The sequence below is a fragment of the Paenibacillus sp. NPDC093718 genome (assembly GCF_050279985.1).
Taxonomy (GTDB): Bacteria; Bacillota; Bacilli; order Paenibacillales; family Paenibacillaceae; genus Paenibacillus_AQ.
Genome location: NZ_JBNNUS010000001.1, coordinates 1044009 through 1070844 on the forward strand (window position 1 = coordinate 1044009; position 26836 = coordinate 1070844).

Annotated in this window: 24 protein-coding genes, 1 pseudogene and 1 riboswitch; of the genes and pseudogenes, 11 read left to right on the forward strand and 14 right to left on the reverse strand. The window is 48.2% G+C overall.

What is annotated here, in order from left to right; genetic code table 11:
• Positions 1–158: 158 nt before the first annotated feature.
• Positions 159–1622, forward strand: a complete 1464-nt coding sequence (locus tag ACQKPA_RS05135; RefSeq protein WP_427489940.1) for an ATP-binding protein — start codon at positions 159–161, stop codon at positions 1620–1622.
• Positions 1623–1733: 111 nt separating this feature from the next.
• Here the strand turns inward: ACQKPA_RS05135 and ACQKPA_RS05140 are convergent, their stop codons facing one another.
• Positions 1734–2690: a 3'-5' exoribonuclease YhaM family protein gene (locus ACQKPA_RS05140; protein WP_127591713.1), complete on the reverse strand. Its 957-nt coding sequence runs from the start codon at positions 2688–2690 to the stop codon at positions 1734–1736.
• A gap of 184 nt (positions 2691–2874) precedes the next feature.
• Between ACQKPA_RS05140 and ACQKPA_RS05145 the strand changes: the two genes are divergently transcribed.
• The gene (locus ACQKPA_RS05145; RefSeq protein WP_427489942.1) at positions 2875–3801 is read left to right on the forward strand and encodes an NAD(P)-dependent oxidoreductase; all 927 of its coding nucleotides are present in this window, start codon (positions 2875–2877) and stop codon (positions 3799–3801) included.
• A gap of 121 nt (positions 3802–3922) precedes the next feature.
• Here ACQKPA_RS05145 and ACQKPA_RS05150 read toward each other — a convergent pair whose 3' ends face one another.
• On the reverse strand, positions 3923–4843 hold the full coding sequence (locus ACQKPA_RS05150) for an aldo/keto reductase (RefSeq protein ID WP_427489944.1): 921 nt from the start codon (positions 4841–4843) through the stop codon (positions 3923–3925).
• Positions 4844–5057: 214 nt separating this feature from the next.
• On the opposite strand from ACQKPA_RS05150, the gene mgtE reads away from it, so the two are divergent.
• From mgtE to ACQKPA_RS05165, 3 genes are all read left to right on the forward strand, one after another.
• Positions 5058–6413, forward strand: a complete 1356-nt coding sequence (gene mgtE, locus ACQKPA_RS05155; RefSeq protein ID WP_427489946.1) for a magnesium transporter — start codon at positions 5058–5060, stop codon at positions 6411–6413.
• Between the two features lie 328 nt (positions 6414–6741).
• Positions 6742–7338, forward strand: a complete 597-nt coding sequence (locus ACQKPA_RS05160) for a DUF1349 domain-containing protein (protein ID WP_427489948.1) — start codon at positions 6742–6744, stop codon at positions 7336–7338.
• Positions 7339–7608: 270 nt separating this feature from the next.
• On the forward strand, positions 7609–8685 hold the full coding sequence (locus ACQKPA_RS05165; protein WP_427489950.1) for an SDR family oxidoreductase: 1077 nt from the start codon (positions 7609–7611) through the stop codon (positions 8683–8685).
• Positions 8686–8757: 72 nt separating this feature from the next.
• On the opposite strand, the gene ACQKPA_RS05170 is transcribed toward ACQKPA_RS05165, so the two are convergent.
• The 4 genes from ACQKPA_RS05170 to ACQKPA_RS05185 all read right to left on the reverse strand — a co-directional run bounded on the left by ACQKPA_RS05170 (position 8758) and on the right by ACQKPA_RS05185 (position 13018).
• On the reverse strand, positions 8758–9132 hold the full coding sequence (locus ACQKPA_RS05170) for a winged helix-turn-helix transcriptional regulator (protein ID WP_127596394.1): 375 nt from the start codon (positions 9130–9132) through the stop codon (positions 8758–8760).
• A gap of 175 nt (positions 9133–9307) precedes the next feature.
• Complete coding sequence (gene ribD, locus ACQKPA_RS05175) at positions 9308–10462, reverse strand: bifunctional diaminohydroxyphosphoribosylaminopyrimidine deaminase/5-amino-6-(5-phosphoribosylamino)uracil reductase RibD (RefSeq protein ID WP_427489952.1); 1155 nt, start codon at positions 10460–10462, stop codon at positions 9308–9310.
• A 17-nt stretch (positions 10463–10479) separates the two neighbouring features.
• The gene (locus ACQKPA_RS05180) at positions 10480–11229 is read right to left on the reverse strand and encodes a GTP cyclohydrolase II (protein ID WP_427489954.1); all 750 of its coding nucleotides are present in this window, start codon (positions 11227–11229) and stop codon (positions 10480–10482) included.
• Positions 11230–11413: 184 nt separating this feature from the next.
• Positions 11414–11507: riboswitch (cyclic di-GMP riboswitch) on the reverse strand.
• A gap of 164 nt (positions 11508–11671) precedes the next feature.
• A complete protein-coding gene (locus tag ACQKPA_RS05185) occupies positions 11672–13018 on the reverse strand; it encodes a PLP-dependent aminotransferase family protein (protein WP_427489956.1) in 1347 nt (448 codons plus the stop codon).
• Positions 13019–13198: 180 nt separating this feature from the next.
• Between ACQKPA_RS05185 and ACQKPA_RS05190 the strand changes: the two genes are divergently transcribed.
• The 3 genes from ACQKPA_RS05190 (at position 13199) to ACQKPA_RS05200 (ending at position 16071) form a co-directional block, all read left to right on the forward strand.
• Positions 13199–13852: a nitroreductase family protein gene (locus tag ACQKPA_RS05190; RefSeq protein ID WP_427489958.1), complete on the forward strand. Its 654-nt coding sequence runs from the start codon at positions 13199–13201 to the stop codon at positions 13850–13852.
• A gap of 104 nt (positions 13853–13956) precedes the next feature.
• Positions 13957–14940, forward strand: a complete 984-nt coding sequence (locus ACQKPA_RS05195) for a glycoside hydrolase family 43 protein (RefSeq protein ID WP_427489960.1) — start codon at positions 13957–13959, stop codon at positions 14938–14940.
• Between the two features lie 462 nt (positions 14941–15402).
• Positions 15403–16071 (forward strand): hypothetical protein, encoded by a 669-nt coding sequence (locus tag ACQKPA_RS05200; RefSeq protein ID WP_427489962.1) that lies wholly within the window; start codon positions 15403–15405, stop codon positions 16069–16071.
• A 127-nt stretch (positions 16072–16198) separates the two neighbouring features.
• Here the strand turns inward: ACQKPA_RS05200 and ACQKPA_RS05205 are convergent, their stop codons facing one another.
• The 4 genes from ACQKPA_RS05205 to ACQKPA_RS05220 all read right to left on the reverse strand — a co-directional run bounded on the left by ACQKPA_RS05205 (position 16199) and on the right by ACQKPA_RS05220 (position 18570).
• Positions 16199–16837 (reverse strand): SdpI family protein, encoded by a 639-nt coding sequence (locus ACQKPA_RS05205; RefSeq protein WP_427489964.1) that lies wholly within the window; start codon positions 16835–16837, stop codon positions 16199–16201.
• Entirely contained in the window at positions 16821–17105 is a 285-nt protein-coding gene (locus tag ACQKPA_RS05210; protein ID WP_015736836.1) for an autorepressor SdpR family transcription factor, read from the reverse strand. Before ACQKPA_RS05210 ends, ACQKPA_RS05205 begins: the two co-directional genes overlap by 17 nt.
• Positions 17106–17334: 229 nt before the next feature.
• Positions 17335–17844 (reverse strand): GNAT family N-acetyltransferase, encoded by a 510-nt coding sequence (locus ACQKPA_RS05215; protein WP_427489966.1) that lies wholly within the window; start codon positions 17842–17844, stop codon positions 17335–17337.
• A gap of 144 nt (positions 17845–17988) precedes the next feature.
• Positions 17989–18570 (reverse strand): TetR/AcrR family transcriptional regulator, encoded by a 582-nt coding sequence (locus ACQKPA_RS05220; RefSeq protein ID WP_427489968.1) that lies wholly within the window; start codon positions 18568–18570, stop codon positions 17989–17991.
• Between the two features lie 378 nt (positions 18571–18948).
• Here ACQKPA_RS05220 and ACQKPA_RS05225 point away from each other — a divergent pair, with 378 nt between their 5' ends.
• Together ACQKPA_RS05225 and ACQKPA_RS05230 are read left to right on the forward strand one after the other, a co-directional pair.
• Complete coding sequence (locus ACQKPA_RS05225; RefSeq protein WP_427490276.1) at positions 18949–20124, forward strand: MFS transporter; 1176 nt, start codon at positions 18949–18951, stop codon at positions 20122–20124.
• A gap of 46 nt (positions 20125–20170) precedes the next feature.
• Positions 20171–20304 (forward strand): annotated as a pseudogene (locus ACQKPA_RS05230) (LLM class flavin-dependent oxidoreductase); the annotation flags it as partial.
• 156 nt (positions 20305–20460) lie between these two features.
• On the opposite strand, the gene ACQKPA_RS05235 reads toward ACQKPA_RS05230, so the two are convergent.
• From ACQKPA_RS05235 to ACQKPA_RS05245, 3 genes are all read right to left on the reverse strand, one after another.
• Positions 20461–21762 (reverse strand): DUF1963 domain-containing protein, encoded by a 1302-nt coding sequence (locus ACQKPA_RS05235; protein ID WP_427489970.1) that lies wholly within the window; start codon positions 21760–21762, stop codon positions 20461–20463.
• A gap of 353 nt (positions 21763–22115) precedes the next feature.
• The gene (locus tag ACQKPA_RS05240; RefSeq protein WP_427489972.1) at positions 22116–22970 is read right to left on the reverse strand and encodes an NAD-dependent epimerase/dehydratase family protein; all 855 of its coding nucleotides are present in this window, start codon (positions 22968–22970) and stop codon (positions 22116–22118) included.
• Between the two features lie 547 nt (positions 22971–23517).
• Positions 23518–23700: a GapA-binding peptide SR1P gene (locus tag ACQKPA_RS05245; RefSeq protein ID WP_194544051.1), complete on the reverse strand. Its 183-nt coding sequence runs from the start codon at positions 23698–23700 to the stop codon at positions 23518–23520.
• Positions 23701–24243: 543 nt separating this feature from the next.
• Here ACQKPA_RS05245 and ACQKPA_RS05250 point away from each other — a divergent pair.
• Positions 24244–24891 carry a transcriptional regulator gene (locus tag ACQKPA_RS05250; protein ID WP_427489974.1) on the forward strand — a complete coding sequence of 216 codons (648 nt, stop codon included), beginning with the start codon at positions 24244–24246 and terminating at the stop codon, positions 24889–24891.
• A 1332-nt stretch (positions 24892–26223) separates the two neighbouring features.
• Here the strand turns inward: ACQKPA_RS05250 and ACQKPA_RS05255 are convergent.
• Positions 26224–26835 carry an SRPBCC family protein gene (locus ACQKPA_RS05255; protein ID WP_427489976.1) on the reverse strand — a complete coding sequence of 204 codons (612 nt, stop codon included), beginning with the start codon at positions 26833–26835 and terminating at the stop codon, positions 26224–26226.
• Between the last annotated feature and the right edge of the window lies 1 nt (position 26836).

Here is a 26836-nt window from a genome sequence, read left to right on the forward strand (position 1 = left end):
TCTATCTATGCATTTAAGAATGGTTGAAATCCGGATGCTGTGTTTGCTTCCGATGCCAGCTTTCCTTTGGAAAGCTTTCGGGCCAAGCTGGCCGCCCACGCACAGGACCGCAGCTACATTCAAACCGTATGGGGCATTGGCTATAAGTGGGATCCCAAATGATAAAACAGCGTTCCATCAAAAACACGTTCGCCCGCCATTTCGCCTCGATCCTGGCCTGCAGCTTGCTGGCTACGCTTGTAACCTGGGGACTGCTCGTGATGCTGCTTGGATACTTATTCAACCATGACATCGCCCTCCCGGCCAATCATTACGAGGCGCAAATCCCCGTGATTACGGAATACGCCCAGACCCGGGGCGATTCTGTCATGAGCAAGCAGGGACAAGCCGAACTGGAAAAGGTGATCCCCTCCCAGGGCATGTCCTACCTGGTAGTATCCCTTACCGGCGAACCCTTGTACGGGGATCTTCATATCAATGAATCGCTTAGCCGGCAGAAGATCCTGGCGCGATTAAACCAGACGCGCAGCGGCATGAATGAAATCATAGTATACAAGCCGGTTGTCTCCAGGGACGGCAATCTTATCGGAGCTCTTCTGGTTGGATACAGCCTGAAGGTAACGGCGGCTAATCCTGCGCTGAATCCCTTGGTGACCTTTGGGTTCCTTGCGTTCTTTCTTACGCCATTTTTGTATATCGTCTTGTTCACCTTGGTATTCGGCAGGCGATTCAGCCGAAAAATCAGCGCTCCGCTGCAGCAGCTTCTGCAAGGAGCCGAAATGATTAAAGAGCGAAATTTACACTTTTCGATGACAGGGACATCGTCTATAACGGAAGTTAACCGGCTTACACATGCTTTCGAGGACATGCGTCAAGAGCTGGAGCAATCCACCCGGCGGGAGTGGAGATTGGAGCAGGATAGAAGTACCATGTTTGCGGCTCTCGCTCACGACCTTCGGACACCGCTTACGATTATTCAAGGACATGTCGAGGGCTTGGAGCAGATGAACGGGGAGTCTTACGAAGCCAAACGATTGCAATATCTGCAAGTCATCAAACGCAACACGACGCGTGCTTCGAAGCTCCTTCAGGATATGAACACCATCGCAGAAATTGAGAAGGTCTCTTTTCGGCTTCAGCCGCTTCCCGTGGATCTTGAAGAACTGGCAGATGATAAAACCATGGAATATGCCGCTTTATGCGGCAATCAGAACATAACCTTCCATACAGAGATCAACGATAATCGATTGAACAAGAAGCCCGTCCTCTTGGATCCCTATCGCATCATGCAGGTACTGGATAATCTCGTTTCGAACAGCATTCGATATACTCCTGAAGCCGGACAGATTCTATGGCGGATCGATATCACCGAGGAGCAGGTGATGATGGCTGTTACGGATAATGGAGCAGGTTTTGGGCAGCAGCAGGATCTGCGGCAGGTATTTAAGCAGTTTTATCAAGGGGATCATCATTCCTCTAGACAAAAAGGGCATTCCGGTCTGGGGCTGTATATCGCCAAACTTCTCATTCAGCATCATGGAGGGCATATTTCTGCCGAGAACACCCCGCCTCGCGGGGCGACGGTACGCTTTACCATACCGATATCGAGCCAAGAACCTTAAACTTTTCCAAGCATAACGAAGAGGCATACTCCATGATCCAATGGATCGAAGGATGCCTCACTCATTTTATGAAAGGCACTCTCTTTTCTCTTACTCGTATTCAAGCAATCGTTATACCTTCAGTCGATAAATCGCCTTATTGTCGAGCCCGCGAATCATCGGTGTCCACGGCTCCGTTTCAAGTGTCGTATCCAGGGCATCCTCTACCATCTGCAGCTTGGCATCCAGCAGATCGATATGATGCAGCGCGACGGCTTCAGCCGTTTGCGGCTGAACCGGGCTCCCCCACTCTCCCAGGTTATGGTGGGAAAGTACAAGATGCTGTAATCCCAGTACCACTTCGGAATCCAGCGCGATGTCGTTCTGTATGGCCGCTTCCACGATCCAATTGGATGCCAGGGCGATATGTCCGATCAGCTTTCCCTGATTGCTGTAGTCCGTAACGATGCCCATCTGAGCGATCATCTCTTCCGGCTTTGCGATATCATGAAGGATAATGCCCGCCCTAATCAAGTCCGGATTCAGAAACGGCCGCTGCTTGCAGATGAAATCGCCAATCTCCAACATGCGGACAATATGATAGGCAAGTCCGGCAAAATAGGCATGATGATAGGTTTTGGCAGCCGGATAATGCATCAGCTTCTCTTCCACCTTCGACACACAATACTGCACAATGCTTCGTACCTGCGGCTCCGTAATCTCATTCATCGTAAGTTTGATCGTATGTAACAGATCCACGGGACGGATTGGCGCAGCCCTCACAAAATCGGTTAAGGAAACGCCGTCCTCATCCGTTGCTTTACGGATTCGGCTGATTTTGACTTGAGGCTGATCCCGGTAGCTCAGCACGGTTCCCTGGATTTTGACTAATTGCATCGGCAGGAACGTTTCTTTATCCTGAATGGTCACATCCCAGTACTTGGCCGAAATCTGGCCGCTCGCATCCGAGAGAATGATGTCAAAATAATCTTTCGGCGGCGTGCCGTTGGTCTGTCTCATATTTAACTCTTTCAGCAAGTAAAATCCAACAAAATCATCTTGAACGCTAAGTTTATTAATAGGTTTCATCTGGTTCCTCCCCAAAAAATCCCGTTAAGTTAACTATAACAAAGTCCCGTGCAATGAGTCTATCACACTGAAATATCCGCCCTGTAAAATCACAGAATCATAAGCCAAACTTTTAGTAGTTGACTTTGACACCAGTGTCATCGTTTAGCATGGGGTTAGACTTATCGAGAGGAGCTATAATTCAATGAAAAACAGTACGCAAAGTCAATCATCAGTGACGATCATAGGCCTGGGACCGATGGGTCAAGCCATGGCACGCACGTTACTGAATCACGGTTACGAGGTCACATTATGGAATCGCACAGCCAGTAAAGCCAATGAGCTTATTGAGCAGGGAGCGATCAGAGCGTCCACAATCAAGGAAGCCTTGAATGCGAACAAGGTAGTCATTCTCAGTCTTACGGATTACAATGCGATGTACACTATTCTTGAAAACGCCTCAGACATTCTCGCGGGTAAGGTATTCGTTAATCTAAGCTCGGACACCCCGGAGAAAGCCCGGGAAGCAGCCAAATGGCTGGCCGGACACGGTGCTTCGCATCTCACAGGCGGTGTGCAGGTTCCTCCGTCGGGAATCGGCAAGCCGGAGTCGTTCACCTTTTACAGCGGCCCCTTGGATGTCTTCAAGTCCCAAAAGGAGTTGCTTGAAGTGCTTACGAGTACGGATTATCGGGGTGAAGATCCTGGGCTCGCCGCGCTATATTATCAGATCGGAATGGATATGTTCTGGACGGGGATGCTCAGTTATTTGCACGCTGTTGCAGTAGGCAAGGCTAACGGCATCACAGCAGAACAATTGAAGCCTCATGCGATCAGCACGATGGCATCGCTGCCGCAATTCATTGAGTTCTATACGCCGCGCATCGATGCAGGAGAATATCCGGGGGACGTGGACTGGCTCGCCATGGGCGCTGCCAGCGTTGAGCATATCGTCCATACCACACATGACGCGGGGATTGACGCTTCACTGCCTGAAGCGGTGCTGGAGATCTTTAAACGGGGGGTGGCCAATGGCCGTGGCGGGGACAGCTTTACCAGCCTGATTGAAACGTTCATGAAGACCGCGGATCATCGCATTGAACCATCCCGTGCTTCTACGAGTCATCTCTAATTTCGATTCTTGCCTGTGAAGCGGATGGTTGCCGGTTTGCAGGCAGGATAAGGATAATACAGGAAAAAGCACCTCTATAGGTGCTTTTTCTATCATCTCCCGATTCGCACTCAGGGCTGAACTAAGGTTTCCACGCTCCCGGATGGTCGTCTTGGACCAAATCCTGCTCCACGGCTCTCGCGTTCGTCTCCACCTGCTCCACGCTCTTGCAGCCGGGAATGACACAGCTGACAGCCGGATGCTTCAAGCACCAGGCCAGCGCCCACTCGGCCATATTCACGCCCTCCGGCACTTCGTTCTGCTTGATCTCTTCCACAAGCTTCAGCTTGGCATTGATCTCGTCCTGGTCACGATTCTTGCGCACATTGTCGCTGAACACCGTTCCCGGCTTGTACTTTCCACTTAAGTACCCGCTCGCAAGCGGAACTCGCGCCAATACGCCAAGATCCTGCTTCAAACATGAAGGGAGAACCTCTTCCTCCGGAGCTTGGTCCAGACGGTTATACACGACCTGAATGGCTTTGGCATTCACCTCCGCAGCCTTGTCGGTTTGATAGATATTTCTGTTGCTTCCGATGGATATGCCCAGATTGCGGATCGTTCCCGCCTGAACCTGCTTGTCCAGCATCGTCCACATGTCATCATTGTTGAACACTTCATCCGAGCCGGAATGGAATTGATACAGGTCGATATAATCGGTACGGAGCGCTTTAAGTGACTCTTCCAGCTGAATTCGGATCTGCTTCGCATCCCAAGCGTTCTCCCATTGCTCATGCCATCGATGACCAAACTTCGAGGCAATGACCCAATCCTCGCGGCGGTCTCGCGACAAGAAATCACCGATGAAATTCTCAGACATATGATGAGGACCATAACATTCGGCTGTATCCAACAGATTAATGCCGAGCTCCTTCGCATGCGTTAAAATGGCATCGACTTCCTTTTGGTTGAAATCCTTCCCCCAATCACCGCCAAACTGCCAGGTTCCCACACCGACTACCGATACTTTCAGATCGGTTTTTCCGAGACGTCTGTATTTCATATACTCACCCCTACTCTTAGATTTGTGCGCCTATATCTTATGTGAAATTGCAACCGGTTGCAACTCTTACTGCGGACTCTTTTTTCTCGTCCATTCCCTTATTTTCATCCACTCGCCGTATCCGGATTGTTTAATAATAAGTCGTTATGGTGAACCCTATAATACGTAATCATTTCGTTATTATAGAACGGAATCAGAAAGGAGGATTGTCGGCGTGAATACTCGGACACTGGAGCAATGGATGCCGGACATTATAGAGAGTCTGAAAGCAAAAACACCCAATGACTTTCAGCGAATGATCGATGAATTTCTTCCTTATGACCTGGCCAGAATACATAGCCATCTCAGCGATACGGACCAAACCCGATTTCTGCAGTTTCTGAACGAGGAACAGCTGGCCGATATGATTCAGGAAATGGAGCATGACCAGCAGATCGAAGTTTTGGGCAGGCTGGGCAAAGAAAGAACGGCCATCATCCTGGACTTGATGGATAACGACGACCTCGCCATTTTGCTTGATGAGCTGTCGCCTGAGCAGAAAGACGAATTCCTCAAGGGAATGCGGGACGAGGAATCCCAATTTGTCCTGAACCTGATGAAATACCCGCCGGAAACTGCGGGACGTATCATGACCAATCGTTATGTGTGGATTCCCCAGCATTACACCGTATCAGAGGTCGTCCAGAAGCTGAAAACTTACGTCTCCATTTCCGAAATGATCAACTATCTGTACGTCATAAACCAAGACAAGAAGCTGATGGGCGTGGTGTCCTACCGTGGACTTATCTTGGCCGAACCGGATGAATATATGGTGGATATCATGCACAGCCGGGTACTGTCCGTACCTGTGGATGCCGATCAGGAGGAAGTCGCACAGATTATCCAAAAATACGATTTGGTCGCCATCCCCGTCGTTGAACACGATAACAAACTTGTAGGCATCATTACGGTTGACGATATTCTCGACGTCGTCATCAAGGAAGCCGATGAGGACATTCGGAAAATGAACGCCACCGGGGGCAAATCCATTGACTTCAACACCAAAGCAACCGTTGCCGCCTTTCGAAGATTACCGTGGCTGGTCCTGCTCTTATTCATCGGTCTCATCTCGGGAACGATCATTTCCCGATTTGAAGAGACGCTGGCACAGGTTGTGGCGCTAGCCTTCTTCATGCCCATGATTGCAGGCATGACCGGCAACACCGGCACGCAGTCGCTAGCTGTTATTGTACGCGGCCTGACTACGAAAGAAATGACCAAGTCGCTGGTGTACCGGCTGTTAGCGAGAGAGCTGAAGGTCGGCTTGATGATCGGGGTCACATGCGGGATCCTGATATCCTTGATCGCATACTTCTGGCAGGGCAATCTCTATCTGGGGCTTGTGGTCGGAAGCTCGTTGATTGCAACACTCATCGTGGGCACGATGGCCGGCACCATCATCCCCCTCATTCTGTTCAAATTCAAGATCGATCCGGCTGTGGCCTCCGGTCCACTGATTACAACCATTAACGATATCCTATCGCTTGTCATCTACTTTGGTATCGCGACCCTGTTTCTTTCCTATATCTAGCCGACCACTGGGATGAATATTCCCTTTCAATAAAGACTTCCGGTTCATACACCGGAAGTCTTTTTATTTGGAATCCGCCAGTTTGAGGATATCATCATCTCAAAAACGGCTGGGTCTTATGGAAAACTGCGGAATAGACATTATGATGCATTTCCTCTTCTACCTTTTTTTTCTTGCAAATGATGCCACCTGGTTTATTATATATGTAGTCCAGATAATGAGCTTATACATACTAAATACGATGTACATAGATTATATGTACATGGTAGATCTGCCCAGCTTGGATCAAAATAAAGTTTGCATTTAATCCAATAGAGGAGAGACGGTTATGAGCAAAAATTTATTTCATCCCGAAACAAGAGAGAAACTAAGGTGGCTTAATGAACCAGAGCATTGGGAGTTTACGACAGATGACAGGCTAATCATGGATGCCCCGTCGAAAGCTGACTTTTTCAAAGACCCTGGAGGAAAACATGTTGCTCATTCTGCACCCTATCTTCACCTTCAGGTTGATTCTACATTTCAGCTTGTAACGCAGCTTCAGGTAGACATGCACCATTTATATGATTCCGGGTGCTTGATGTTGATGGCAGACGAGAACAATTGGGCCAAGCTATGTTTTGAATACAATGGTGAGTACGCTACTATTGTGTCCGTTGTTACGCAGAACGGCTTTTCGGATGATTGTAATTCTGAGTGTGTATTCGTCAGCAATCCTTATCTAAAAATAACGAAGAAAGATAGAGTTATATCTTTTTACTACTCAACGGATGGTGAAGTTTGGAAATTGATTCGATACTTTGGAATGGATGCCTCGACTCCATTTACAGCGGGTGTGGTAGCCCAATCACCGATGGGAGCAGGTTGTCGAGTCCAATTTCTGTCTTTGTTTTTATCAGAATCTGATGAGAAAAGTAGGTTTTAGAAGCAGCTCATGAGCTGCTTCTTTTTTGGTTTTACGGACCGAATATTGCGCTATACTTAGCAGCATTATGCGGCTATTGAGAAGGATACAAGCTGCAAGTTCTTGTCTTCATTAAATGGAGTTCAACATATTTTCTTAGTTAAAAGGGCTGGTACTGCTTAAACGTTACCAAAAAGTAATTACATCACTTCAAAGTGCGTACTTCTCAAGCCGAACCCTAACGTGCAAAATGACATTAATCAAGATAACGACGTTAGGGGATGAACTTATATGAATACAGATCAACGTTCACATCATTCGCAAAAAACGGCTTTGGTTGTTGGAGCCAACGGGGTGATCGGCCGCAACCTCATCGAATACCTTGCAACGCTTCCCGATTGGGATATTATTGGCGTATCGCGCCGGGGCGGCGAATCCACGAATCGTGTAAGCTATCTATCGGCCGACTTGCTTGATCGCGAGGATACGCTCGCCAAATTAAGTCACTTAACGGAAGTGACACACATCTTCTATGCGGCTTACCAGGACCGGCCAACGTGGGCGGAGCTCGTTGCACCGAATCTGGCGATGCTCGTCCATGTTGTGGAAGCGATCGAGCCAATAGCTGCCAATCTGCAGCATGTCAGCCTGATGCAGGGTTATAAGGTATACGGCGCTCATCTCGGTCCATTCAAGACGCCAGCACGGGAGACGGATGCTAACCATATGCCGCCGGAATTCAATATCGATCAGCAGAACTTCCTCGAGGAACGGCAGCAAGGCAAAGCCTGGACTTGGTCAGCCCTGCGTCCATCCGTAGTCAGCGGCTTCGCCCTTGGAAACCCGATGAATCTGGCGATGGTCATTGCCGTCTATGCCTCGATTTCGAAAGAGCTCGGCATTCCTCTTCGTTTTCCAGGTAAGCCGGGGGCCTATCACAGTCTGCTGGAGATGACCGATGCCGATCTGCTCGCCAAGGCCACGGTATGGGCTGCAACCGATGAACGCTGCGCCAATCAAGCATTTAACATCACGAATGGCGATCTCTTCCGTTGGAACGAGTTATGGCCGAAGATTGCGAAATACTTTGATATGGAAACCGCGCCGCCCCTGCAGATGAATCTGGAAACGGTCATGACGGATAAAGAGCCGGTCTGGAATCGTATGGTTGAGAAACATGGACTTGCGGAGCACACGTATCAAGAGGTTTCCTCCTGGAAGTTTGGTGATTTTGTGTTCTCCTGGGACTATGATTTCTTTGCAGACGGCTCGAAGGCCCGCCGCTTCGGATTTCATGAGTATGTCGATACAGAGGCCATGTTTATGAACATCTTTGACGAGCTCCGGCGGCGTAAAGTTATTCCCTAAGCTATCGCGCAAGCTGCATGACAAAGAGCCGACTATACGTGGAATAGTCGGCTCTTTCATTGATCATACCTGTTAATGCCGATCCTCAAATGCCGGCTTCTCCAGCACCATGGCGGATTCACCATACTTCCGTTCGATATGAATATCTCCCCATCTGCACATTAGATGAAGAATTTCCTTCAAACTCCAGCCATATTCGCTCAATTCATACTCCACCTTGGGCGGAACCTGATTATACGTCTTGCGTAATATAACGCCCTCCTCTTCCAGCTCCCGCAGATGCTGTGTCAGCATTTTTTGGGTGATCTGGGGAATCAGGCTTAAAAATTCACTATTGCGTCTTTTTCCAAAGGTAAGATGAAAGAGAATGACAGGTTTCCACTTCCCGCCGATGACCTCCAGCGTAGCTTCGACCGCGGTGTTGTACACTTTATTGATATTTTCCATGCGTACTCATCTTCCTTTCGATCCAGATACTCCCGCCCTTTTACGGTCAGGGAATGCTCTTACAAAGATATACCATCTGATTTATGCTATCAATAGGGTGCCTGGTAACCAGTTGGATCGAAAATTAGAATAAGCTTTGCTGAGACGCTCATAGAGATGAAGACAAGCGCTCACACTAAAAACCATTCAAGGAAATTTCATTTAGATTATCTATTAGGTAGTCACTCTTAGACATAGAACAATCGTAATTCGGATAAGCGGTGATGCAAATATCTTCGCCGATTTGTTGAACAGCATGAATTTTTACGTGCAGCGCCTCATCCATTAATTCCAAATCCGAGCCTCCGTACGGCGAGAAGGATTTCCGTCCTCCTAACACTTTGGGGGCGATATAAACCATCCATTTGTCAATAAGGTTGGCCCGAAGGAATGACCCGTTTACTTCGCTGCCTCCTTCTACCAGCAGGTCGGTAACACCTCGCTGATATAACATCTCCGATAGCGCATGGAGGTCCAGCCCGAAACGGTTCACAGGGACGAACAGAACTTCAATTCCTTTTTGCTGCAGCATGCGCACTCTTTCCAGATCAGCATCCTCCTTCGTGACTACCCATGTCTTTGCTACTGAACAATCGGTAACTTTGGCATCCTCAGGCAATCTCAAATTCGAATCTAAAATTACCCGGATCGGATTCTTCCCGCTTTCTTCTGGCAGTCGGGTCGTAAGGAGGGGATCATCGGCCAAAACCGTATTAATTCCTACTAATATGGCATCGACTTTGTTTCTCAATTTATGTACCACAAGCTGTGTTTCATCACATGTAACCCATTTTGAATGCCCCGTATACGTGGCAATTTTCCCGTCAAGCGTCATGGCTACCTGCGAAATGATAAACGGCCGTCGTTGTGACATATTGTGCACGAATCGTTCATTGAGTAGTTCGGCTTCCTTCTCCAATACACCCGCATCAACTTCTATTCCATTCTCTCTCAACAATTGAATGCCTCTTCCGGCCACCTCCGGATTCGGATCCTGCATCGCCACGACCACTCTTGCGATCCCCGAATTTAGGACTAATTCTATGCAAGGAGAGGATTGAGGGCTTGGTTCCAGCGTAACATAGAGCGTTGCGCCTTCGGTATATCCTTCAGCCATCTGGAATGCATGCACCTCCGCATGAGGTTCCCCTGCTTTTCGATGAACACCTGCACCGACTACTTGTCCGTCTTTTACTATCAGTGCGCCAACGACCGGATTCGGGTTGGTTTTCCCACTGGCCGTACCTGCCAAATCCAATGCCAGCTTCATAAAATGTTGGTCTAATTTCATATGATTAACACTCCCCATCATAATAAAGCTGTCTCCACCAAGGAGTCGTAAATATGACCCGATTTTTCGATCTTCGTTGCCAAATATCGATTATTATGCTCGGATACATCTCCCCAAATGGATTTATGATGATCGGTTAAAAGTCCCTTTTCCCGCAAAGACTGCAGCTTTCTAGGATTGTTTGTAATAAGGGTGACTGGTTTTTGCCGCAAGCTCTGAAGTACACGTATGGCTTCATCATAAGATCGATGGTCATCTGCAAAGCCAAGGCTTAGATTGGCCTCTACAGTATCGCACCCCTCATCTTGCAAAAGATAAGCTAACGATTTGGGGAAAAGCCCTATTCCGCGACCCTCGTGATTCGCCAAATAAAAGAGAGCTCCACTACCGTTTTCAATGATCATGCGCATGGATTGCCGCAGTTGGTAGCCGCAATCGCATCGTTTACTTCCAAAGATATCTCCAGTATGGCAAATGCTGTGCATCCGTATCAAGGCATGCTCCTCATTGGCAAAATCGCCAAATACTAGTACGGAAGACTGCTGATGTGAAGCGAGATCTGCCTGAGATAATGATTCCAGAATATCATTCTTATCCATAAATGAATTGCCTGTATTCAACCAAGTATACCATTTAAATACAGCCTCATTGTCCTCCAACTGCACAGGGAGCCTAACGGGACCAACAAGACCGATGTTGGGACATTCCGGCTGTTTAAGAATGGTTAATTTACTAGCTAGCAATTTCCTGACCTGGTCCATATTCATGAATACCACTCCTTGTTGGTTTAGATGGTGATCAATCGATTGGTTTGTTTCCCTCCTTGAAAACGTTGGCAGTTTTTACGTTAGCTACTACTTCTCCACCCTTAAAGAATTAGGTGAGAAAACGGAAATTTTAAAAATAAACACAAAAAGCCCACGTCTGAATAGACGGTGGGCTCCCGTCGTATTCGGTAACTGGCTGGCATAGCGGATGCGAGCGATCCACCTTAGCCCCTGTAGCTTTGCGTCGCCACTTTTCAGTGGGTTTGCCATTATCGTACGATGTCATTTCATAAAATTAATCCGCGATCATTGTCGAATGTGGGAAAGCAACACCATTCAAAAACAATCGAAAGTAATAGCATTTTTTATCAATATGACTACTAAATGAATATAAAATACAATTTCATGAATTGCAACCGAAATATAAACCGATCCGATAGGATCACCAAAGATTACCGACTTCCCGCTTCACTTCCTCAATGATCGCTTGGACCCCCTCCTCTATCTGCGTAAGGCGTGCTCTGGAAATACTGATACGAATAAACTTCTCGCGTTCCAGGAAATCGGACAAATAAAACAGCTTACCGGGCATCACCAAGATGTTCCGCATTTTCAGCCGCTTGATCAGTCGCTCTAAGTTAACCGTCTGCGGCAGCTCGAACAATTTGTATATTCCGCCGTCACCGGGTACGACTTTAACAAGTCCGGTTGCCCCGTACCTTTTCACAGCAGAGTCTAAAGCCTGCATTCTGGTTTCATATTGACTGTAGATTTTCTGTTTATGCCGTTCATACATACCGTTGCTGATATATATTTCGAGCGCTGCTTGGGACAGCAGTGAGGTATCACCATATTTTTTATAGGCATGAAATCCCTCCAGCAGCTTTTCCGGCAGCACAACGGCACCTAAACGCAGCCCTGGAAAAATAATCTTTGAAAAGCTCTTCAAGTAGATGATGTGCGAGGTTTGGTTATAAGCATAGATGGGGTCGAATCCGCGTCCACTGCCCAGGTCAGCCATGTAATCATCTTCCAACACAAACACGTCATATTGGCTGGCCAGAGCGGCGATCGCTTTCCGCTCTTCCATTCGAAGCGACGTTCCGAGAGGGTTATGATACCTGGACATCGTATAGAAAAACTTAATGTTCCCCGTTTTGAACCGGTCCTCAAGTGCTCCCAGATCGATCCCGGCTGTTGAGCGAGGTATGCCCATGACGGATAGTCCTTCCGACTCCAGATACTCCAAATAGTTATTGTAGCTGGGCTGCTCAACCAGAATCACCGATTTTCCGTTTGGAAACGGCATCTTAGCCAGTATCTCCAGCGCTTGATTTGCACCTGATGTCACCACGATCCGATCTGGAACGGTAAATACCTGACTGTCAGCCAGGTGGGACACAAGCGTGTGGCGGAGTTTCTCCATCCCCTGCGGATCGCCATAGGTAAACAGTTCATATTTATAGGTATCAATCGCCTTGTTCAGGCAATGCTGAAAATCCAGATACGGGAATACATTCACGTCCGGAGAGGCCGAAGCAAAATCAATCAAACCCTTGTCCATGTTATCCGAATCCCCGTCTTTCTGGACGACATAATAGCCGCTTTGCGAAACCGAATAAATGGCGTGCCGTTTCTCAAGCTCGGTATAGGCGCGAATCACCGTACTGATGCTGCACCCGTAGGATTGTGCCGCACTTCGAACGGAAGGCAGCTTCTGCCCTGAACGGTATTGACCTTCCTGAATTTTCGATTCCATATCGGTAAGAATGGATAAATACTTTTTCACAACCACGCCCCCCTTGTGACTCTTATTATACAGGACCTCACCACTGTATCGGTACAGTTATCAAAATAGGGAATGGTTTCGAACGCATCATTATCCTATATTTCAAGTAACCGTTCGCTGCTTTAGGAACACCTTCCCAGCTTTAAGAATGAAGATAACTATGATAGGGAGCTGATTCGTATGTCATCCATCTCGCATACCGATTTTTTAACGACTGTACGTGAACGTCAAGCGGTTAAACATTTTGACCCGCATCACAACCTCAGTCATGAAGAGATTAAAGAATTGCTTGAGATTGCGAGTACCGCACCTTCCGCTTGGAATCTGCAGCATTGGACGTATCTTGCTATTACAGATAAGGCCGCCAAAGAAAAACTGCTGCCCATCGCATATGGACAAAGGCAAATTGTTGAAGCCTCCGCTGTTATCGCGGTTATGGGAAATCTGCAGGCCCACCATCATGCTGAAGCGATATATGACCAAGCGGTTCAGGCAGGATTCATGCCAGAGGAGGTCAAAACGAATCTGGTCCGGCAAATTATGAATTCGTACACCAACGCGCCTGAGCTCGCCCAGGAAGAAGCGATACGGAGCGCTTCCATGGCCGCCATGCAGCTCATGCTGGCTGCAAAGGCACGCGGTCTTGATTCATGCCCGATGGGCGGATACAACGCAAGCCTTTTCATAGAAGCATTCGGGGTTCCGCGCTATTTGATTCCCGTTATGCTGGTTGCGATCGGTAAGAAGTCCGTTCCGGCTCATCCTTCTACCCGTTTCCCCGTAGACGAGACGGTTTTTTGGAATCACTTCGAAGGCTCAACAAAAAAGATCTAATATTTTTAGGTGAAAAACCTAATTTTATTAGGTTTTTTGAGTGGTTAGCGTCTGATAAAATGAATACAAGCGCTTACAATGCAACGATCCAAGGAGGAAACGTGATGACCAAACCCGTACAGCCTAACGAACCGATCGTAACCCATATCTATACCGCGGACCCTTCCGCCCACGTATTCGAGGGTAAAATTTATATTTATCCATCCCATGACCTGGATCACGAGAACACGTCCAATGATAACGGTGACCAGTATGACATGGAAGACTACCATATTCTATCGCTGGATGATGTGAACGCTCCATGCGTGGACCATGGCGAAGCACTTCATGTGAAGGATGTTCCATGGGCGAAAAAGCAAATGTGGGCACCCGATGCTGCCTTCAAGAACGACACCTACTATTTATACTTCCCTGCCAGGGATCATGACGATATTTTCCGCCTTGGCGTAGCTACAAGTTCTTCGCCTTCCGGTCCATTCAAGCCGGAGCCCCATTACATTCCGGGCAGCTACAGCATTGACCCTGCCGTATTTGTGGACGACGATAACCGGGCTTATATTTACTTCGGCGGCCTCTGGGGCGGACAGCTGGAACAATGGCAGACCGGATCGCACATTCCGGATGCGGAAGGACCTGCCGCAGATGCGCCTGCCATCGGACCGCGGGTCGCTGAGCTGAGCGACGACATGCTTACTTTCAAGGAGACGCCGCGAGAAATATCCATCGTTGATGAGAAGGGCAACCCGATTGTCGCAGGGGACGAAGAGCGAAGATATTTTGAAGGACCTTGGGTCCATAAATACAACGGCACCTACTATCTATCGTATTCAACCGGCTCAACGCATAAAATCGTGTATGCCACGAGTCAAAGTCCGGCGGGACCTTTCGAGTTCAAAGGCACGATTCTAACACCTGTTATCGGCTGGACAACCCATCACTCCATCGTTCAGTTCCAGGACAAATGGTACCTCTTCTACCATGACAGCTCCCTCTCCGGCGGTGCGGACAACAAACGCAGCGTCAAGTTTACCGAGCTGACCTACAATGAGGACGGCACCATTCAGACGATTGATCCGTACGGTAAATAAGGCAAGAGAAAGGCTGGATTCCATGACTATGGAGTTCAGCTTTTTTCATTTCAATTTTTTTACAGCTGCTTCGCTGTCGTTCTATAGTGATATAATGAAAGTTGCTATCAATTTTATGATGTTAGCAGCGGCGTATCCATCTATATTACACAGAAGAAGGAATGCAACCATGACAAAGCAGCTTATGAAACGATATATCATCCTGATTTCAGGACTATTCTTAATGGGACTTGGCACAGCGCTCGTGACCAAAGCCAATATCGGATCATGTTTCGTTGGCGCAGCAAAAGAACCCGGGAAGCGGTGCTCATGCAGAGCCCATAATTTTCATGAGATATCCTGTGGTTAATCGATAGCATTTTGATTATAATGAGAGATAAGAGACGAAGAACGTCCTAGCGCATTCCTAATTTGGAGTGAAGCCGGGACGTTCTTTTTTTATTTAGGGAGGTATGCGGTCGAATGGATTTTCAGAAGGCACACGGGAATTTTATGCATGATCATCTGAGCAACAGAACTGGAGAAAGAAGAGGCCGTTTGGAACGAGGGCATGGTGAGGCCGAAACCTTGTTTTGCCAAAATGTCTGGTGGCCGCTGCGTGGTCACTTTCGCGATTTACATCCACAATTCGAGGTGCTGGATTGGCGCGGACGATCCTATTTCTGCAGCTTCGCCTTCATCACTCCGCATCTGCGACTGATCATCGAGGTTAAACCATTTAGCACGCATACAACCGAGATGGACCGGCAGAAATATTGCAACGAGCTCAATCGGGAAACCTTTTTATCCGCCATGGGGTATCAGGTGATTTCATTTGCTTGCGATGATGTGACCGATCGTCCGGAGCTGTGCATCATGCTCCTGCGGAAGGTCCTGAGCCGGTTTCTGGCAGAACCACATTCAACAAGCGTATCTTCGGTAACGGAACGCGAAATCATTCGGTTTGCATGCATGCTGGCACGGCCCCTGCGCCCGATTGACGTGAAAACGCATCTGCGACTGAACCATCGTACGGCCCTTCGCTTCCTTCATTCTCTTTGCGATAAGGGACTGCTGATTCCCGTAACCGGATCGCAAGGCAAACACGTCGTTAAGTATGAGCTTCATCCTTATGCGGCGCAGTGTCTATAACTGCTACAGAGGAGGCATCCCGAGCAGCTAGGCTCGCGCCCTGCCGTATAATAAAACAAGCTGACCCATCATTCATGGAGTCAGCTTGTTGGCTATTCGTGACGTTCATGTGTTACAGCCCCGCCCGTTACACGCCCTTTTTAAACAAAGAGAAAGAGTAAATCGCTGGAGCCGCCACAATCAATATAATGACAGGAACGATTGCGACAGCAAGGTTCGCTTTCAGGAACGCCGTCAGGATCATGAACGCTCCGCCTGCCATCCACAGGTACCCGGCAAAACGATGCGTTTTATTCCAATTCTCTTGGCTGTTCAGCGTCCAAGGCAGCTTGATGCCCACCGTATAGTTCTGTTTGCTCTTCGGCAAATAATTGCCGGTGACCACGAGCAGCATGCCCACGAGAGCCGGTGCAATCGTCTGGATCGGCAGCTCGGCCCCCATGGCCTTGAACAGCGTGATCGGCATGAGAATGAGAGACAGCGCGGGGATGAGCCATAGCCCCATCGTTCTTAAAACCGGGGCAGCGTTCATTTTCTTAGGATCGTTGTTAAGCCCTACATGGACAATGACGTTAAGAACCGCCGTAAACAACGGAAACACAAACGCCGCAACCGCCTTCGACACATAATTATCCGGATTGCCCGCTGCGTCCCAGTGAACAGCCACCTGCTCAGGCAATTGGTTATACAGCGTCATCGATAAAATAATTGGCAATAAACATATCAGCGTTGTTATAACCAGCATCGAACTATTCTTTTTCCTCATCTTGTTTCCCCCCGTTAAATTGTGAAAACCACAGCATGATTTCTTCGAAGACGGACACGTTGATCTCATAGTAGATATAATTTTTATATTTCGTTTCAAATATCAGTCCGGCCTTCTTCAGTTGCGACAGATGATACGAAATGGTCGCCCCGGTCATATCGAAATGCTGGCCGATCTCTCCGGCTGACATTTTGCCGCGCTTGAGCATAACCAGGATGTCCCGTCTCACCGGATCAGATAACGCCTTGAATGTTTCCGGAAACCCCAATGTGCATCACCCATATTTCTATTTAGAATTTCATCTAAATACATTATCGCTTATCCTTGCATCCAATTGCAATACCTATTTTGAAAAAAATCTAAATAGAAGGTAAAATGGGCATTCAGACAAGTCCCATCGCCATGATGCATGTAATCGTAGTTTTCCTATAAACAACAAAAGTCCACCTCGGACCAGCATACGCGCTGATCCTCAGCAGACTCACTTTAAGGCTTGTTTAACCAAGCACCTTCTCAAATACCGGAAAGCTTAATGTTCTGCCCGGGAAGTTCACTTCTCCCCGCAGGTCATAACCTAATCCTTGATACAGCTTGAGCGCAGCCGTATTCTTGGCATAGGTATCCAATCGTAGACTCGTGTAACCCTCTCGCATGGCATATTCTTCAGAGAAGGCTATCAGTTTTCGCGCAACTCCCTGTCCTTGGGCTTCCGGATCGACAGCAAGCCGATGCATCATTAAATGAGGCCCTTTCATCTGCTTCCAGTTAATGGTCCCATACTGCTCAGCCTGCGATTCGTCAAGGACGATGATCCCTAAGATGCGGCCTTCGCCCTCAGCTGCAAACAATGTTCCTCGCTGCAAATCCTCACCAATGACCTCTCGGTTCGGATACTGATCATCCCATTGATCGCTGCCTCCAGCCTGCATGACACTAACACAGCGTGCAATCAAAGCCATGATTTCCTGAAGGTCCTCTATTCGTCCTGTCCGTATGTTTATATTCATCGATGCACCTACTATTGTTTTTTTAGAACAGTTTACTATGATTGGACGACTGTAACAACACGTAACCGTGAAACTCGACAGCATCCTACGAAATTATTCACTTCGTGGAGTAGTGCCTTTAAACGTTCCAGTTAGGATAGCAATTTATCTAAGCAATGTAAGAGTCACCTCTATCGTATTATTTACGAATGAGCGCTCCGGACGGGATTTCAACATGACGGTCAACCCAATCAGCGATACGATGAGCGCTTGGGATAAAGCCTTCGCGTCCGTGCCGCTCGCAAGCTCGCCCGATTGTATGCCTCGTTCAATGGTTTCTTGAAATATAACCGCCAAGTACATCTGATGCTCCCTTGTCAGAATTTCAAATTTCTCATCATGAGGCGCAAGCTCGACCATCGTATTGATGCAAAAGCATCCTCTGCTGCGGCTTTCGGAATATTCCTCATCAACCACATTTTCAAAAAAAGCACGAAACGCCTCCCTGACCGATCGATGGTTTTGCAGCCTGGTCCGAGCCTCAGAAGCATGTGACATCGTGTATTTGCGCAGAGCGGTTTCGAACAGTTCCTTCTTGTCTCCAAAGGCTGAGTATATACTGGGCCGCTGAATGCCCATTCTGGAAGTCAAATCGCTTAATGAGGTAGCCTCATATCCCTTCTCCCAAAATAACTGCATCGCTGCATCTAATACTTTCTCTTCATCAAATTCGCGGACTCGTCCCATAATGAATTACCTCTCGTTACAATTGATTTTAGGGAAACTTCATGATCATAAAGGGAAGTAAAGAACCTATTTTCATTACCAATCAGTATGATTAAGTTTATGATGTTCGGATGCTTTTGTCAAATACCGAATTTCTGTATATTGTAGGTTTAGATTAGAATAATCCGTTGTTAAACTAACGCTTGCAATAAACCTGTTGACATAGAACGTATGGATGGGATATATTAATCGGGAAATTTATCATACCGATCAGTACATAAAATTCGAAAGGGTTGGATGCACACAATGGAAGGGATGATAGCAAAAAAAGCGGTCCATAACGAAACAGCCGCGAATGCGTCACAGGGGACGGTGAGCACGGCCGAATCCGGTAATCGTATGCCTCTGACTCGTTACGTCACGTTATTGTTTGCGATTGCTTGCGGTATGTCAGTTGCCAATATCTACTTCGCTCAGCCGCTGCTCGATGAGCTGTCGTACGAGTTCAACATGGACTATTCCGTCATTGGAATTCTGATTACCGTCACACAGATCTTTTATGCATTGGGACTGCTGCTGCTGGTGCCTCTGGGGGATTTACTGAACCAGCGCCGGTTAATTATCGGTCAAATGGCCGTCTCCATGGCGGCTCTCGTGATCGTTGGTACTGCTTCATCCGGCACGATGCTCTTCGCAGGTTTGGCTTTGGTCGGATTGCTTGCCGTAGTCACGCAGACTATTGTGGCGTTCGTCGCAACCGTAGCTGCTCCTGCTGAACGAGGGCGAGCCGTAGGTATGGTAACCAGCGGAATTGTGATCGGGATCCTTCTTGCGCGAACCATTTCAGGAGTTTTGAAGGATCTTGCAGGATGGCGTTGGGTTTATCTGGTTTCTGCTGCGTTGATGCTGCTCATGGTTTACGCATTATATAAGGTGCTGCCAAATGTTGAGCGTAAGGTAAAAACGCTTTCCTATTCTCAACTGCTTAAGTCGGTACTTGTGTTATTCCTGCAAGAACGGCTACTACGCATCCGCGCTGTTTTGGCTATGCTGATTTTTACAGCTTTCAGCATTTTGTGGACGCCATTAGTGCTGCCTCTTAGCGCGCCGCCACTATCCCTTTCGCACTCTGCCATCGGGGCGTTTGGTCTCGTAGGCGTCGTGGGTGCATTGGCTGCAGCAAAGGCCGGTAAGCTAGCCGATCGAGGTTACGGACAAAGAACGACCGGAGTTGCATTGTCCCTGCTATTGCTGTCATGGCTGCCGATCAGCTATACAGAACGGTCCCTGTTTGCCTTAGTCATTGGTATTATTCTGCTGGACTTGGCGGTACAGGCGGTGCATGTCACGAATCAGAGTATGATTTTTGCATTGCGCCCGCAGGCGCGCAGTCGCATGGTTGCCGGGTATATGATTTTTTATTCCATCGGAAGTGCCGCCGGTTCCATTGCTTCGACCCATATCTATGCACAGTATGGTTGGCATGGAGTTTGTGTGCTTGGCTCCTCCGTCAGCGCTGTTGCTCTTATATTTTGGGCTGTGACTAAAGGTGCTGCAGCTCCCATAATTAAATAAAGCTTATGACCTTTACGTATTAATAAACTTAAAAGAGAGATTTCCCATGGAGATTGGTATTACTCCGTTTGTAGAGATAAAACCGGATGTTCACACCGGTGAAGTGATGAGTTACGCACAGGGATGCGAGAAGTGGTTAAGGAGATTATCCTTGCCGATGAGGTGGGACTGGATGTGTTTCTCTATTTATAGTTATGGATGCTTTTCCTCAGAATAGCAAAAGACACGCCGTATGGGCGTGCCTTCATCAAGCTTTCCTTATGGTGTTTTCCCCAGGATCACCTCGTCTGCCATCTTACCGATCTGATAACTTTTCAAATCATTGCTAGAACAAGCCTACGTCTGCTGAAACAAGGTTGCCGTCACCTGGCAGTCCGCGCACAGGAACATATAATAAATGCCTTCTCCATACTCCTCGATCTGTTCCCAATCCAACTGCCCGATGAATGTCATGCTTTGGGAACAGCAGGAGCAGGACGGATATACGGCGTCCTGAATCCAAGCCGGGTAGCCGCCGATTTGCGAAACCGCCGGACCGAGCGTCCAATAGGCCGCATAATAGCTGTTTCGAGGATGGTCCGCAAGCCGTAAGGACTTCCCCGCCGCCGCATAGCTTCTATCATCCTCCTCGGAATCAGGCTTCGGTAGATATTCCGGTTCAATATTAGCTGGGCTCCATTCGGATTTTCCGTGGAAATCCACATCCATATAGATCGTATCGTAACAGCTGCAGTTCACACAGGTGCACACCCGCAGCCTCTCTCCGGTCAACCCCATGAATTGAAGCTTCGGATGGCTGATGTCCAGATCCGTCAAGGTGGTCAGGCTGCTTCCGCACCATGGACAGGAAGTGGAATCCTCCTGTAAAAATTGTGCGGGCTCGGGTTCCGCTGCATAGGTGCTTTCTGATGGAACTATTTTCGCTATAGCGTAGCTGTCAAGGTAGAATAGTCGGCGCTTGCTCCCTTTCTCCGTAAGCTCCCAGCCCCCCTCATGCGCATAAGCTTCAGGAGGGACGTATAATTCTTCCGCCCATGATGGAGGCACGTTCCTCCATTCTTGAAATTGGTGCACAACCTGATCATCCCCGATCCAAGCCAGGGCGAGCAGCAGATGGTTGCGGTTATCCTTCTCCTGTTCCACTTGTTGAAGCAGTTCGTCGCGGCTATGGGCAGATGCATCTTTGAACAAAATGCCGGGGTAATAGATACCGCGCTCCATCAATGTCGGGATACAGGATTCAAGCGACTTGTTCTGATAGCAGACCAGGGAAACAAGAATTTCCTGACAGGTGTCCTCATCGCCTGCTTCCAGCAGATCAAGAGCAATAGTCAGCATGCGTTCGGCCTCGCCTGGAGATAACGCCGAATATACCTCTTCTCTTTTCAGAGGATAGGGAATATATTGAATCAATGGATCCCGCTTCAGCGGGGCATGCATGATCTTAAGGACCTCTACGGGATCTGTAATCCCTTCGTATAAGTCGATGTCTCTCCGATTTTGTTCTATGTACCGCTGCCGTTCCTTACGCTCCATCTCCTGCTTGCACGGCATGCAATAACCGCCCGTCTTGGCCGCGGTTGCCGGTAATATCGTTGCGGAACAGCCTTCGCTTCGACATGGCAGCCGTTCTGTCATGCTAGCCCCTCCTTATTCTATGGAAGCCACTCAGCTGGATCCTGGCTCCTATTTCCTCATGGCCTTGAATCTCCTCTATTAACTATAGCTTTCTTTTCATTCCCATATCAACAAGGAGCTCTCTTATAGACCACTGACCGCAAGCTTTGGGGTATCGGCATATAAGAAGCACGATGATTGGAAGTCTTATAACGTCTTCATGGAATCGTGCCCACTGCTCCCTGAGCGCACGGTGTGTGGTCCGGGACATGCTCTCATTGTTATCCCTTCATATACGGTGTACTTTGTGAATAGCATACTCCTTGTGTATGTACTCTTAACGGCGAAATCGATTGGCGCATCGCTAAGCTCGCTCACCTTAGCGATTGCGCGAACCCTGTTCGCCACGTGGGATGTAACGGCTCCCAGCCGTACTCCTTCCGGGCTTTGGCGTTCGAAGCGCCGCGTTCGCCGCGCTTGCTCCCCGCTTGATATGCTGGGGCAGGCGCGTGCAGTGCCTCAGCATACAACGGCAGCCACAACGTACCGGCAGCAGGCTCGTCATCTACGATATTAACTGGCCCTGTCGGCCAGTCCAATGCCTGCAAAGCTGCATTCGCCGCATCCTCGACATGGAGAAATGACATAACGCCATCCGATGCTGGAAGAGCTCGAGTTCGTACCTTTTCCGCCATCACCCCGTTGGCATCGTACCACGTGCCAGGGCCATAGAACATACCGTACCTTAAAATGACGTGATTCGGCAGTTGTGCGACGGCATGTTCCAGCGAGATGATTCCGTCTATCGTGGACTTGCGCGGCGCAGGCGCCTGGATATCCAGAGGGACGTCCTCGGTGGCGGGATGATCCCCGGGTTCATAGGCCCAGGCAATGCTCTGGGCAATCATTCGTGTAACGCCATGGATCTGTGCGGCTTCTACCAGATGACGGGTGCCCTCCATCCGAATCCTCGCATTATCCTCCAGATTCCATTGGCTTAACGAAGTGAGCTGATGGATAATGACATCCGGCCGCACTTCCCCAATCGAGGCTATGATCTCTTCCCGATCAAAGGCATCCGCCACGATCGCTCTTGCTCCCCATGATTCGATCAACCCTTTCCGCTGAGAGTCGTGTGTCATGCCTATAACTTCATGGCCGGCTTGTACCAGTCTGGGAAGTAAACGCTGGCCGATAACGCCGGTAGAGCCCGCTACGAATATTTTCATAATTGACAACCTCCATTCCGCTGCATATGAAGATAATTGGTCCTACCATCAAAAATGGGATATTGGCAGTTTCATCTTAGCATGACGGATGGGCAGCTATAAGTACCACTTTTCATCAAGTCAACCATGCCATTTCATTCGATTGAGAGGTTATCTCCGCAGTTGGAAAGAGTATAGGGCGCTCGCGTTTTTGACAAACGTGACGGAGCAGCGTAGTTTGGCAAACACGACTGAATCGCACTGTGACAAGCGTGGATAGAGCACCCGCCTTTTGATCACACATTGTCGTAGTATTACAAGCGCGACAAGCACGCAGCAATCGCAGTCAACAAACGCGATAGAGCACCCGCAATAAGTGATAAAGCAATGTTGTTATACAAGTGCATAATGCACCGTTGTTTTATAAGCGCGACAGAGCACTCACTGTACGTGAACTAGCATTGTAGTTAGACAAGCAGACAATCACGCAGCAATCGCATTCTTCATTCAACACAAACACGCACCACATCAAGTGGTGCGTGTTTGTGGGAACAGCCTTCTTCTATCATTACTCTTCGTCTGTTACATCACTTACTGATACATGCATGTGACTGTGCAGCTGCCGGCACTCCGGCTGATCACACACGCCATAGAAGGTAGCGATTCGATTCGTATCCACCGTATCGACTTCAGCGCTGCAATGCCTGCACAAGATGACGCCCATTTCCAACTTTTTAACGGAAGTGTTCATGCTTCACTCATCCTCTCCAGTATCAGATTGTGTTCGACTTCCCAGTCATCAGCTTTCTGATCAATTACAGGGTTGGACCTCCTCTTCTTACTTCAAACTCTTTTTAGTTTCGATCCACCTCCAATTATGCATTCTTTATAATTATCTCATGCAATTAATGTACAGTATAAATAAATAATACACAATATATATTCATTAATTTGTTAAATTTCGTTATATATGACGTCATATTTATGGAGGCAACATAGAAAACCACTCCCCATCGTAATGGAAAGCGGTTCATGGCCTAAATTTGCGAATATCACGCGATCATATGCTTTTTTGATCAACTGGAAGAACGATATCGCTGTCACACATAGCTTGGAAGCAGTACTATTGCAAAACCCGCAAAACACGAGTTATACTAGCCATCATAAGGACGTGAAGAACACGCCGCTTCCATGCAAAGTGCCCCAATTAAGGATTGGGGTTACATTGTATGGAGCGGCTTTTTTTATTTTCTAGCGCACTCGCATTCCATCTAATAAAGGAGGAAAACTGAACATGTCACGGTTTGATCAACAATATGAGCTCTGGATGCACACGAATATTCTGAATGAAAAGAATCCCCGCAGGCTCGAAATCCTTCATAAAGGGTTAGGCCACGGTACCATCGAGTTTCTGCGCTCGGTGTGGTTTCCCGCGATCGGTAATTTCAATGACTTGCTTCCGGAATGGGAAGTACGCGATTTCAGCAATGGTTATCGTTATTTAGACCTTGCCTACATGCCCGGTGGTGCGAGAGGAGGCATCGAAATCCAAGGATACGGCCCACATGCCCGAGATTTGGACGTAAGAAGGTTTAAGGATTTATGCCGCCGTCACAGCTTACTGGCACTGGATGGTTGGACATTCCTTCCCATTGCTTACCCCTCCATCGTCGAAGAGCCAAAACAATGCCAGCAGCTCATTTTATCCTTCGTCGGCAGATTTGTGGCGTCAGATGTGCCTGCGTCCTTAAGTTGGCTGGAGGCAGAAGCTGTCCGATTTGCGCGACGATTGCTGCGCCCGATAACCCCATTAGAACTCGCGAATCATCTAAGGGTGAGTGACCGGCATACCCGACGCTTATTGCATAAACTGGTCGAGCTCCAGATACTGGACATAGCAAGCGGTGAACAACGAGCCCGTACCTATAAACTCCGCTTGTAGTACCTGACGGGAGCATGCATCAGTCTTGCAGATATTGCAGGGTATTGCAGGTACCTAAGAGACGAATAACAAACTAATGGACACCAGATCCGTTATTTCGAAAAAAACAGCCACTTTCCCCATACTTCCGGACTCAGAATCCGCTATTTACTTTAAATAACACGAATTTGCACCATTCTCATGTAATAGCGGATCTGGTGTCCTCATATTACCCAAAACCCATCAATCGAGACGTAATAGCGGAACCTCTGTCCTCATATTACCTAATCCACCCATCGAGACGTATAGCGGAACCTCTGTCCTCATAACGTTGCAGTAGTCCAACGCGAGACCGTACCTATAAAATCCGTTGTAACACAGTACCTGACGGGAGCATGCATCAGTTCTTGCAGTTCTTGCAGTTCTTGCAGTTCTTGCAGATCCCAAGAGACGAATAAACAAACTAATGGACACCAGATCCGTTATTTCGAAAAAAACAGCCACTTTTCCCGTTCTTCCGGACTCAGAATCCGCTATATACTTAAAAAACCACAAATTATCGCCATTCTCTAAGTAATAGCGGATCTGGTGTCCTCATATTACCTAAGAACCACCCATCCAGACGTAATAGCGGAACCTCTGTCCTCATATTACCTAATCCACCCATCGAGACGTATAGCGGAACATCTGTTCTCATAACGTTGCAGTAGTCAACCGCGAGACCGTACCTAACATCTCTAAACTCTGCTCATCTCTAAACTCCGCTTGTAGTGACAGAGCTTACGGGAGCATGCATCAGTTCTTGCAGTTCTTGCAGTTCGTGCAGATACCCAAGAGACGAATAAACAAACTAATGGACAACAGATCCGTTATTCCGAAAAAAACAGCCACTTTCCCCGTACTTCCGGACTCAGAATCCGCTATTTACTTTACATACCACGAATTATCGCCATTCTCTATGTAATAGCGGATCTGGTGTCCTCATATTACCTAAAACCCACCCATTCAGACGTAATAGCGGAACCTCTGTCCTCATAACGTTGCAGTAGTCCAACGCGAGACCGTACCTATAAACATCTCTAAACTCCGCTTGTAACACAGTATCTGACGGGAGCATGCATCTGTTTCTGCAGATATCCAACACACTCATACAGCGGCCTGATATTCCTCGGGCACCATGCGTAAGACCTATCGATACAATCCGTCCATCAATCTATTCGCGTCCTTCGATTCATTCATCCGTTCGACAAAGTAGGTTTGATCGTTATGAATCGGCCGGTCGGCCGATCCAAACAATCCATCCATCAATTCAATCCAGTTGATAAACCCTAAGTTCCATATAACTGAATCTGTTCAGTTCAGCACCATCACCCGGTTTTGCAGGGTAGTCAGCATCTCATCCCAATAGCGCCTCATGAGCTCTCTCATATAAACGTCATCCAGCATCTCCTGGTGAATCGCAATGGTTGTGTTTCCCGTTTTCGTGGACAGCACATAGATTTGCAGCCGGGACGGGTTGTCCCACTCCTTGCGTTTCCAAGTCAAGCGCAGCTTATGGTAGGGTACGACCACCGTAAGTTTGCCGGACACGCCTTCCTTCGATTCATATTCATGCCCGACCTGCAGCTCCAGAGAAGGGACATCCCCGATCCATAACGACAGTCCCTCAGAAGACATGAGGAAATCCCACACTCTCTCTTTCGTCGCGGCCATCGTCTTTCTGACCCCGATCTGCACCCCGGCATCTTTGGTTACGCCAACCGGTAGACGCCCCATAATCTGCTCATACATGACGGCGATCCACTCGCCCCATTCCCCGGATACCTGATACTGCTCAGCGATATGGTTTCGGATCTGCTCGTGTGACCAGAGCGGGCCCACTTCCTGCCCAAGGGTCACAATCCATTCCTCCCACGAACGTTCCGTTGCCTTCATCACTTCTTGTTTAAAAATCGTGCCTGCCATC